8 protein-coding genes are annotated in these 10,620 nt (G+C 48.2%); 1 reads left to right on the top strand and 7 read right to left on the bottom strand.

Annotated features, from left to right (window positions below):
* Positions 1 to 239: 239 nt before the first annotated feature.
* From I6E38_RS03900 to rsmI, 7 genes are all read right to left on the bottom strand, one after another.
* Positions 240 to 2,351: a fimbrillin family protein gene (locus I6E38_RS03900; protein ID WP_235392780.1), complete on the bottom strand. Its 2,112-nt coding sequence runs from the start codon at positions 2,349 to 2,351 to the stop codon at positions 240 to 242.
* Positions 2,352 to 2,445: 94 nt separating this feature from the next.
* On the bottom strand, positions 2,446 to 3,399 hold the full coding sequence (locus tag I6E38_RS03895) for a fimbrillin family protein (protein WP_235392779.1): 954 nt from the start codon (positions 3,397 to 3,399) through the stop codon (positions 2,446 to 2,448).
* Positions 3,400 to 3,494: 95 nt separating this feature from the next.
* Positions 3,495 to 4,562, bottom strand: a complete 1,068-nt coding sequence (locus I6E38_RS03890; RefSeq protein ID WP_235392778.1) for a DUF5119 domain-containing protein — start codon at positions 4,560 to 4,562, stop codon at positions 3,495 to 3,497.
* Entirely contained in the window at positions 4,559 to 5,824 is a 1,266-nt protein-coding gene (locus tag I6E38_RS03885; RefSeq protein WP_235392777.1) for a DUF3575 domain-containing protein, read from the bottom strand. The genes I6E38_RS03890 and I6E38_RS03885 overlap by 4 nt, the downstream gene beginning before the upstream one ends.
* A 410-nt stretch (positions 5,825 to 6,234) precedes the next feature.
* Positions 6,235 to 7,440: a uracil-xanthine permease family protein gene (locus I6E38_RS03880; RefSeq protein ID WP_235392776.1), complete on the bottom strand. Its 1,206-nt coding sequence runs from the start codon at positions 7,438 to 7,440 to the stop codon at positions 6,235 to 6,237.
* Between the two features lie 109 nt (positions 7,441 to 7,549).
* A complete protein-coding gene (locus I6E38_RS03875; protein ID WP_235392775.1) occupies positions 7,550 to 8,404 on the bottom strand; it encodes a Cbp1 family collagen-binding glycoprotein adhesin in 855 nt (284 codons plus the stop codon).
* A gap of 41 nt (positions 8,405 to 8,445) precedes the next feature.
* Positions 8,446 to 9,255, bottom strand: a complete 810-nt coding sequence (gene rsmI, locus I6E38_RS03870; protein WP_235392774.1) for a 16S rRNA (cytidine(1402)-2'-O)-methyltransferase — start codon at positions 9,253 to 9,255, stop codon at positions 8,446 to 8,448.
* 112 nt (positions 9,256 to 9,367) lie between these two features.
* On the opposite strand from rsmI, the gene I6E38_RS03865 reads away from it, so the two are divergent.
* The gene (locus I6E38_RS03865; RefSeq protein WP_235392773.1) at positions 9,368 to 10,444 is read left to right on the top strand and encodes an AI-2E family transporter; all 1,077 of its coding nucleotides are present in this window, start codon (positions 9,368 to 9,370) and stop codon (positions 10,442 to 10,444) included.
* Positions 10,445 to 10,620: the final 176 nt, after the last annotated feature.

Raw genomic sequence — 10,620 nt, 5'->3', positions numbered from 1 at the left:
GGAATAAATTGTACCTTTGACATATTAGAAATTTCTTTCCATAAAGGTACAAAAAAATTATGGAATAGCAAAGCCCGAGCTTGTGAAAGTTCGGGCTTTGTGATATTTTAAAAGAGGGTGTGAATTTTGACACACCCCCTTGATAACTATTAAAACGTGTAATACGATAAGATCTTAGTCTTGTGCGTTTCTGTGTTGGATTTTTTATATCTGAATTCTATTTGCCTATATCCAACTTTTTATCTCTTGCGCACAGCACGCACTTTATGAAGTTCCATTCGTGGTGTTTGTTGTGGTGTGCCATCCCATGTATAAGCATTCGAATTGTCCTGTATACCAGTTGATGACCAGTGCTTACCATTCAATCCTACATCTCCAGAGAACTGATTGCTTGCCGGTAGATACCAGTTGATGTCTGTTTTCTCAGGTGTGATAGCATAAGTGGTTTGGTTTCCTTCTCCACCTTTATGTATATCAAAAGCATTCAGTTTGATTGCATACAAGGCTGCAAACACCTTGGGAATTTCATTCGAACCACTTTGCGAGGTGACAGTATAGCCTCTACCTGCAATGAATTTCTCTCCCTCAAAAGATGTGCCTCCTACATGAGTATACAGATTCCATGTGTTCTCCAAACCATCATCAGTAGATATTGCTGATATTTCAGCCATTTTTGAGTAATCAACAGTGAATGTTACTGTGCCGTTACTATAATTAACGGTTACGTAAGGTACTGTTTCTGGAGCAAATATTGATTTCACCCATTCCCAAAAACCTTTTGGCTGTTTTTTGAAGTTTTGTTTCATCCACCATTCTTCAATTGGACCAGATAAAAAACCGAATCCTTTTTTCTGATATGTTACTTTTCTGTCCCATTTAAATCCGAAGGGGAATGTTTCGGTATCTTCAAGTACTTCCCAACCTATATCACCTTTCCAATTTGGACATTTCTGAACAATGTCTGCAGTTGCAAAATCTACTCCGTTTATGCTTAAGGTAAGTGTCACGGTACGGTCTTTTGTTGAGTTGTTTTCCTCTACGAACAGATATAGTGTTGTCTCTCCGTTACCCGTCTTATCCAATGTCTGCTGACGTTCTACGGGTACTTTCTCGGAACCACAATAATCAGCATAATCACCAGTTGCTTTTAGCCAGTAGCCGCTTTTCTCATATGTGGTCAAGGCTGACTTAATTGTCACCCAAGACTGATTAGACTTTATAGTCCAATTTCCCTTTACGTATTTTGTATTTACTTTTATAGGGATGATATCATAGTGAGCATCTACTATATCAGGAGTGCTTGTAAACTTCAGCTCATACTCAGGAGTGATAGAGAGTCGATAAGTCACGGTCTTGCCCATTGGCCATTTGGCTCCGCTGAGTGAAGCGCTCAGAGTACGGTCGTTGCCTGAGATGTTGTCATGGAAAACGACTTCGAGCTTGCTGTCTGCGCCTAAAGTCTGGGGCAGGAGCATGAATGTAGCGTCCTCGGCATTGAGCTTTGTGCCGTCGTCTGTGGTGCCTGTGGTTGCTAAGTCTGGCGAAACTGTATAGTCGGCTGTGGTTTCGTTAAGATCCCATGCAGCTGTCGCCATGTCGTATGTACCAGAGTTGCGTACTTTGGTTATTTTTACGCTCTTGATAGTGCCTTCTGCCATTGTTTCACCAGTCTTGATGATTACAGCGGTGCAGATGTGCTTGAACTGCAGGTTTACAGGAGCGCATGTTGTACTGTTGTTGCTGAATTTGTCTGTGGCTGCCGCTACAAGGTCGCGCTGCTTGGTGAGATCGGTAGAAGCAGTGTACTTGAGGGTAGTCATTGTGACATTCTCTTGCGGATAGATAGGACTCTCATCGAGAGTAGCATCGGTTGGTGCCCATGCGAAGAAGCGCAACTGTCCCTTTTCTGGCCAGTAGTATGTAGAGTTGGGACTCCAAAGCGAGCCAGATTTTTTTGTAGCAGTTTCGTTCATATACAACTGCGAGTTGATGCTTCCGTCTGCTTTCTTGTACTGTGCCACAACCTTAAACTCATTGTACATGCTTGTCTGCATAGCTGCACGTGTAGCAGGTCTGCCTGCATTGTCGTTGCCGATGCCGTCGGTCACAACGGCACGCACGCAGAGAGTGTCGGCCGAGTTGTCGGAGCGCAGGGTGTAGCGAGCTACGGTGAGTCCGTCGTCTGTTTTGTTGGCGCGTGTAGCGGCACTGTTTTCTGTTGACACGCCGAAGCTGATACCGTTAGTAGATCCGCTTTCGGGCTTGCCGAAGAAGTCGTCGCTGCTGCATGAAAAGAGCGACGCTGACAGGAGCACAGCAGCGATGCTGGCTGTCAATTTGTGTATATTCATTTTTCCTTTCATCTTTGTTCGTTTTTGTGATTAATAATATTAGTGAGTGTAAGGGGAACATTCAACCCCTTACACCCTGTAGTGTGTTAGTTGATTACTGCATGATTGTAACGTTGTTTGTCCAATCTCCCCAAGGATTAACTGTAGCTGTGAACTGGATTGGGCAAAGTTCTCCTGTAGGATCGATGTTCTCTGCTGTGAATTTAGCTACGAACTGATAGCTCAAGCCCTGTGTCATTGTTGTTTCAGGCAGAGTTACATTGTGATTGTAAGTGTCTACAACACCATTGTGCTCGCGTGTAACAGTGAATGTTACATTGTAAGCCTTAATGGCAGGAATCATGTACTTGTGAGCTGTTTTTTCCTTGGCATCCTTCTCCATTTCAGCTGCATTACCGAATTCAAGTGTGCCAGTTGCCTGGCCAGGATTCCAACTGATGTCAGCAAGCTGTTCTGCGAGAGTAGCTGTACCTGAAGTGTAGGCATCACTAATTTTAACATCCGAAACTGTGAGTACAGAACCGTCAGCCATTCCGTTCTCAAACTGGAAGCGAACGCGTGAAAGCATGTGGTTGAAAGTCAAGTTAACGGGTGCTGGGCATCCATCGCCTGTTACTGTAGCCTGTTTGTGTGTAGCATAGATAAGGTCAGTCTCACCAGTACCATTCTCAAATGTAAGCGAACCCCAATTGTTGATTGCTGTAGGAGCTGTGAATGTGTAGGTATTATTCGGAGCGAGTGCTACGAAGCTATAAGAATAGCCCTTCTCCCAATAAACCGGTGGTGCGTATGACCATGCGCCATTTGCCTTTGTCACATCCTTAGCAACGAACGGTGTACCTGTCTGATCGCCCTTGTTCATCAAACCCCATACCTTGAAAGCATCGAGGTTGTCGGTAGTTACGTCATTAGCTGCACGTGTTGAGTTGTTAACGAATGTCTTGAAGCCGATAGCATTACCCTTAGCCACTTCTACTGTCTCGTCGCTGTTGCAAGCTGTGAGCGCCAAGCCCATAGCTGCCAAACCCATAACTAATAATTTTTTCATAGTTTTTTAATTTTGTGTTGATGATAAATAAAATAAATGTAGTAATATAATTTGCTTAAAATGTTAGCCGTTGTTTTTTGTATTGCCTTGTCTGGTTATTTCAGCGGAATGATGATATCTTTAAATTCGCCCCAACCGTCAACGTTTACGTCGAAGCCAGAACCGCCTTCCCATCCTTCCTTATCGGTGATTTCAAGACCCTTCACTACGATGACACCACCCTGAGGTTGGGCCTCAACCTGCTTAGTCACGTCGAAGTCGAAGTTTTTGATTTTTCCGTTCTTGAGTCGTACCTCAAGGTTCAGGGCATAGCTGCGCTGTCCACGTGTGGGCTGATAGAGAGCGTTGGGCCAGTCGGGTACTCCGAACGATGTAACTATCGCCTGTGCTCCCCACGGTGTGAGTGAGCAGTCGTAGAGTAGTGTTGCTGCCTCTGACGAGGTGCGGCCGCTGTGCATGTATACTGCTGAAGCCATGCCCGAGAGGGCACCTCGTACCAGACCTACATACTCCAGACCCTTGCTGAACTCGTATCTTACGAGATACTTGAACACCATAGGGTGCATCGTGACCTTCATCTCCGGAGTCTCATTGGTACGTTCCGATGTATACTTCTCGTTGTAGTTGCCATAGAGCATATCGGGCATTGTCACTGTAGGTTCGCCCTTGGCATTGTTTGCCTTGAACGGATTGCCCATATACGTAGAGCGTGTACGTGTACGTGTAGTAGCCTTTGCCGAAGCGAACGAGTACATGTCGTCGAAGAGGATATACTCAGTATCGTTGTTGTAGAACAGCAACTGGTGGTTGCCAGGCTGCAAACCTACGATTTCGCCTTGTGCCGGCATGTTGATCATGTCGCTGACTCCCGTCTCGCTGAACACGTGCATACGGAGTCCGGCAGGAACCTTCGGTCGGAGGTCGTCGTATGCCATACCGTATTTTTCGGGCCATTCAGCTTCCGAAGCCCATACCTTCTGATTTTCGTTAAGTTCCCATTCCTGCTGGTATGTAGCTGTGACGCGGAAGTCGAACTTAGGTGCATGAACGTCGTGGTCGAAGCACAGGTCCTTGTGCTCGCACGATGTGAGTGTCGGCATGGCGAGTGCCATAGCGCATAGTGTGCCGAGTATTAACTTGGCTGATTTCTTGCAGTTAATCATTTCTCGCCTCCTTTCTTCGTTTTCGTGTTGTAGTTGCCATGTCCAAGAAGCCAAACGAGCGATACCTCAACCTTAGTAGGGCCTACCCAGTGGCGGTTCTTTGTGGCTTGCCATACGTAGTGGCCGTCGAGCGGGATGTATTCGTAGTAGCGTCCGCCCATATATCCTGCAGCGATGCTGAAGTCGATGTTCAGTCGGCGTGCTATAGGCAGAGAGTAGCCGTATTCAGCACCGATGGTGTAGTTCATACGATCCCACAGTGTGCCGCCAGGCTCGCCACCCATATATCCTGTGCCACCAAACTCGAAGTCGTAGGTGAGCATCTGTGCGTTGATGCCGATGTGGTGACCCTGCAACGGTTTCTCGGCAGCCATGGCTCCGAAATACTTGCGAAGGCTGATACCGCCACCGTAAATGCGCCAGTAGCGATGGCTCTTGTTGCGACTCCACCATCCGTACATCCAGTCGGCAGCTATGCTCCAGCGGTTGCCAAGCGAGAACTCAACGCCGATGTTAGGCACGAGGAGTGCGTCGTAGAGCATGTTGGTCTTGAGTGCGAAGTATGCTGAACTCTTTGAGTCCACGATAGGTTCGGGCTGGGCAGGAGTCTCGGCTACGGGTGCTGGTTGTTCAACCACCGGAGTCTCAACCACAGGAGCAGCAGCCACTTCCTTCTTGTTGCGTATGGTGACGAGGATGGCGCTGGCGTTGCGTACAGAAGGGAAGAACTTGTCGAGCATATAGTTCCATGTGCGTCCGTAGTTCATGTCCATGAGTCGCTTCTTGCGGCTGTCGACGAGTGCACCATATTTATTATAGGTGTATTCGGGGGTTTCGAGCAGCTCGTGCAGCACCTCTTTCTTGTTGGGCATGTCCGAGTTTTCGACATAAATGGCGAGTTTCTGCCATGCGTCCGACCATTCCTGACGGTTGATGATGTTGTCGGGCAGGTTGATGCGCTGACGCACATACCGCTCCATGCTGGCACAACGGTTTTGTGCAAGCTTGATGTTGCGAGCCTTGTCGCCTTCGGGCGAAGCAGAGCCACAGAACGTCACCTTGGTAAGTTCAATGGAGTTGTCGTTTCTTATTTCGTTAAGAAACTTAATCACGTCGTTCAGATTAGAAGCGTTGTTGCCGAAATTTGGGTCAAGAACACTTGATCCTACCCTAAATTCAATGCAAACTTCCTTGTCGTTTTCTTGGGCGGAGGCAGTCTGCATTCCGAGCGCCAAGAAGATGAGTGCTATAAATCGTATCATAGGCAATCGTCTTTTATTTGTCAAGTTTATTATTTTGCGTTTTAGTTAATATAGTTTTATTGTGTCACGTTAGTTAAATCACGTTTTGTCTTACGTTTCTTTAGTCTGCGTTAAGTCTTCATAGTCAAAGTGCAAGACAAAGTACATTGCCTTGAACTTTTCGATAGCAAATATAGCGAATGTTTACGAAACGAACAAACATTTTTGCGAAAAATATATTACTTTTTTCGCTGTGTGGGAAAACAGGGGGCTTTGCCCCCGTTGTTATGGTGAGATGGTGTGGAGCTTCGCTCCTGTTGAGGGTTTGTATTTGTGTTGGGTGAATAAAAAAGCGGAGGCTGTGACCTCCGCTTTTGTTTTAATGTGTGTATATTACTTACCTCACTATGTGGAGGAATTGTGGATTGGGCTTATTCCTTTTCTTCTTGTTTGGTCTTCGGCAATACCAGATTGAGCACTACGCCGATGACGGCGGCGAGTCCGATGCCTGAGATTGCGAACGAACCTGATGAGAGCACTGCGCCGCCGAGACCCATGGTGAGCATTACGGAGATGATGATGACGTTGCGGGTGTCGTTCATGTCGACCTTGTGCTGCATGAGGTTCTGTATGCCAACGCTGGCGATGGTACCGAATAGAAGCAGCATTATGCCACCGAGTACTGCCTGTGGGATTGACTGCAGCAATGCGCTGAGCTTGCCGATGATAGAGAAGCAGATGGCTGTGGCAGCCGAAATGCGTATTACGGCAGGCGATGTAACCTTGGTGATAGACATGGCTCCGGTCACCTCAGAGTAAGTAGTCTCAGGAGGACCGCCGAGCAATGCCGAGGCAAGGCAGGCGCATCCGTCACCGAGCATGGTGCGATGTATGCCGGGATTCTCAACGAAATCCTTCTTGGCTACTGCGCTTACTACGTATACGTCGCCGATGTGCTCAAGCACTGGGGCTATGGCTACGGGAATCATGTAGAGGAATGGTGCCCACTCGAAGTGGGTGATAGTGTCGAACTGTACCGGTATAGCCAGCCACGATGCCGATGCTACGCCCGAGAAATCGACCTCGCCAATGCAGATGGCGATTACGTAGCCCACGATGACGCCACTTATAATAGGTACGAGCTTCATCAGTCCGCGGCAGAATGTCAGTATAGCAATGGCGGTGATGAGCGACGCGAAGGCGAGCATCCAGTTGGTCTTTGCCATGTTGACGGCACTGCCCGAGAGCGAGAGGCCTATGAGAATGATGACCGGACCGATCACTACGGGTGGGAAAATGCGGTCGAGCAGACGCTTGCCCTGCCACTTCACCAATGCACTCACTACGAAGTAGACGAGCGATACGGCTGTAAGTCCGGCGAGAGTGCCGGGCAATCCCCACTGCTGTGTGGCTGCAATGATAGGGGCAATGAATGCAAACGACGAGCCAAGGAAGATGGGCACCTTGCCGCCGGTTACGAAGTGGAAGATGAATGTACCCAATCCGGCTGTGAAGAGCGCCGTAGCGGGATTGATACCGATGAGCAGCGGCACCAGCACCGTGGCACCGAATGCCACGAAGAGGAACTGCACGCCGACAAGGGTTTTCTTTGTTAGCGATAGTTGTTCTGTATCCATTTTGATTTGTTGTAGATAATTTATTGTGAAATAAGCCCAATAAGCATATTTAGGGCAACGCCCTGGGTATATGCTTATTGGGCTTTAATTTATAATGTTATACCTAATGCTACTTCACGAGTATGACGAGATATTTGCTGGTTGACCAGAATATCTGTGGGTTGTTGATGCGAAGCACGTACTGCTTGTTGGCATCCTGCAGTAGGGTGTACGAGCTTGACGGGTGCATGGTGAGAATCTTGGCGGACTTAGAGTAGAGCTTGATCTCCTTATCGACGCGGATGTCGATCTTGGTGAAGTAGTGCTTGTTGAAGTTCGACTCAAGCACCTTTGATCCTTCGAGGATGTGCTGTTCCTTCAGCTCCTTCTTGGTTCCGAATACAAACCATGCGGTGTTGAGTTGCTTGTCCTGAGCGTTGATAGTCTCGCTCTTCTGCGACGATTCTGTCTTGAGGCTCGACACGTTGTCGTTGAGAGTGTTGACAGTCTGGTCGAGTTCGGCAATGTGTATGTCCTTGGCATCGAGTTCGGCACGCAGCTGCTTGAGCTGGTTGTCCTTCTCGTCAATCTGCTTTACGAGGTCCTCAATGGTCTTGCGTAGCTGGTCGCCCTTAACGCTCGACTCGCGCATCTGCTGTCGCAGCTTCTCGATGAGGGCACGGTTCTGCTTCATTGTATTGGAGATGAACTGTATGTTCTCTACAATCTGACGGCGCTTGTCGGCTCCTTCGCCGTTCTTCACGATGCTCACACGGTTCTGGGCTTCGTCAATCTCGCGCAAACCTTCCTGTATTTGGTTGAAGGTTTCCATCATATCGTTGATTTCATTGTCCTTCTGAGTTATCACGCGTTGCAGTGAGTCGCTCTGTACAGTGCCCTCTACCGATTGTTTTTTGTCACTGTTGCCACACGATGCGAAGGCAACTACTGCCAATGCAAATAATAAAAACTTAAACTTTTTCATATTTGTCAGGGTTTGGTTATTATTCAGTATGTTACCGATTGTTATTCTTCTTCTCGGAATTTCTTCTTCTTGAATTCTTCGGGGGCGGCTTCGCGCATGGCGTAACGCTCCTTGTTGCTCAGTCGCGGCTTCTTCTCCTTGGCCTGAGCCTTCAATGCCTTGAGTGCCGACATTTCGCCTTCGCCGCATCCAGCCACCACTATCACTATCTCGCCACGCGGCTCTGTCTGGTGGAAGTGGGCTATTATCTCCTTGAGCGAACCGCGTACACTCTCCTCGTGCAACTTGGATATCTCGCGGCAGACGCTTGCCTGGCGTTCGTCGCCGAATACTTCGGCAAACTGCTCCAATGTCTTCACCAGCCGGTAGGGCGACTCGTAGAATATCATAGTGCGCGTCTCGGTGCGCAAAGCGTCGAGAAGCGTCTGGCGTCCCTTCTTCTGTGGCAGGAAACCTTCAAAGCAGAAGCGGTCGCAAGGCAGTCCGGAACTGACAATGGCTGGCACAAATGCCGTAGCACCTGGCAGACATTGCACCGTTATTCCAGCCTTGGCAGCCTCGCGTGCGAGAAAGAATCCCGGGTCGCTGATGCCTGGAGTGCCGGCGTCGCTGATTAGAGCTATCGTCTCGCCAGCCTTCAACCGTTCGACGATGGCGGCGCTTGTGCCGTGCTCGTTAAACTTATGGTGCGACATCAGACGGTTCTGTATGTCGAAATGCTTGAGCAGAATGCCCGATGTGCGAGTGTCTTCGGCAAGCACAAGATCGGCCTCTCTCAATATACGGATGGCACGCATTGTCATGTCCTCCATGTTTCCCACCGGAGTGGGCACTATATACAATATCCCCATATTGGCGACAAATATAGCTATATTAATCAAGAATGGCAAAAAAAGAAGCCCTTTCTTTGCAATTTTTAAAACGTATTCGTAATTTTGTACCCATTGAAATCGCATTTTATATATGTTGGAACAGAAAATCACATTTGACAAATTCATACGTTGGACGGCCATTTCGCTCATCACAGTGGCTGTGTTTGCCGTGACCAACTATCTGAGTAGCGTGCTGCTGCCGTTCTTCATAGCGTGGCTTTTCGCCTATCTTATGTACCCGATGGTGAAGTTCATACAGTATCGCATGCATGTCAAGGTGCGCGCACTGGCTATACTCATAGCCATGGCTGTAGTGCTGGGCGTGGTGGGACTGATGATTTACTTCATCATTCCGCCCATGATAGGGCAGTTTCAGAAGCTTTACGAGTTTCTGATGCACTGGCTCCACCAGACAACACACACCAATGACCTTACGACGCTTGTGAAAAACTGGATTGAGGAGAACCAGGAACAGGTGGAACGATTCTTCAAGAGCAACGATTTCAAGGATGCCATACGCACCAGCATGCCAAAGGTGTTTGCCGTGATAGGTCAGACTGCCAACATAGTGCTGAGCATTGTGGCATCGTGCATCACCTTATTATATATGTTCTTCATTCTGCTCGACTACGAATATCTCACCTCCAATTGGATAAAGATATTCCCCAAGAAGAACCGACCTTTCTGGCATGAACTGGCGGGCGACGTCGAGCGCGAACTCAACAACTACATCCGAGGCCAGTGTCTGGTAGCGCTTTGCATGGGCGTGATGTTCTGCATAGGCTTCAGCATAATGGACTTCCCTATGGCAATAGGTCTGGGCATACTCATCGGAGTAATGGATCTGGTGCCTTATCTGCACACCTTCGCCATAATTCCTACCGCTTTCCTTGCCATGCTTAAAGCGGCTGACACCGGACAGAACTTCTGGGTGGTGTTCGGATTGGCTGTCGGACTCTTCTGTGTGGTGCAGATAATCACCGACATGATAGTAACGCCAAAGATTATGGGCAAGGCTATGGGGCTGAACCCTGCCATTCTGCTGCTCTCGCTGTCTGTGTGGGGCGCGCTGCTGGGCTTCATCGGTCTCATCATCGCCCTCCCCTTGACCACACTCATCATTGCCTACTGGCAGAGATACGTCACGAAGGAACACGAAGAGAATTAGGAGTTAGGAATTAGGAATTTTGAATTGTTCTCGGCTTTGCCTGCGATTTTGAATTGTTCAATTTTGAATTGTTCTCGGTTACGCCTGCTATTATGAATTATTCAATTTTGAATTGTTCTCGGCTTTGCCTGCGATTTTGAATTGTTCAATTTTGAATTATTCTCGACTGTGCCTGC

This window comes from Leyella stercorea, assembly GCF_021531355.1.
In the GTDB taxonomy this organism is placed as follows: Bacteria; Bacteroidota; Bacteroidia; order Bacteroidales; family Bacteroidaceae; genus Prevotella.
This window is presented reverse-complemented; position numbering and strand designations above follow the sequence as displayed.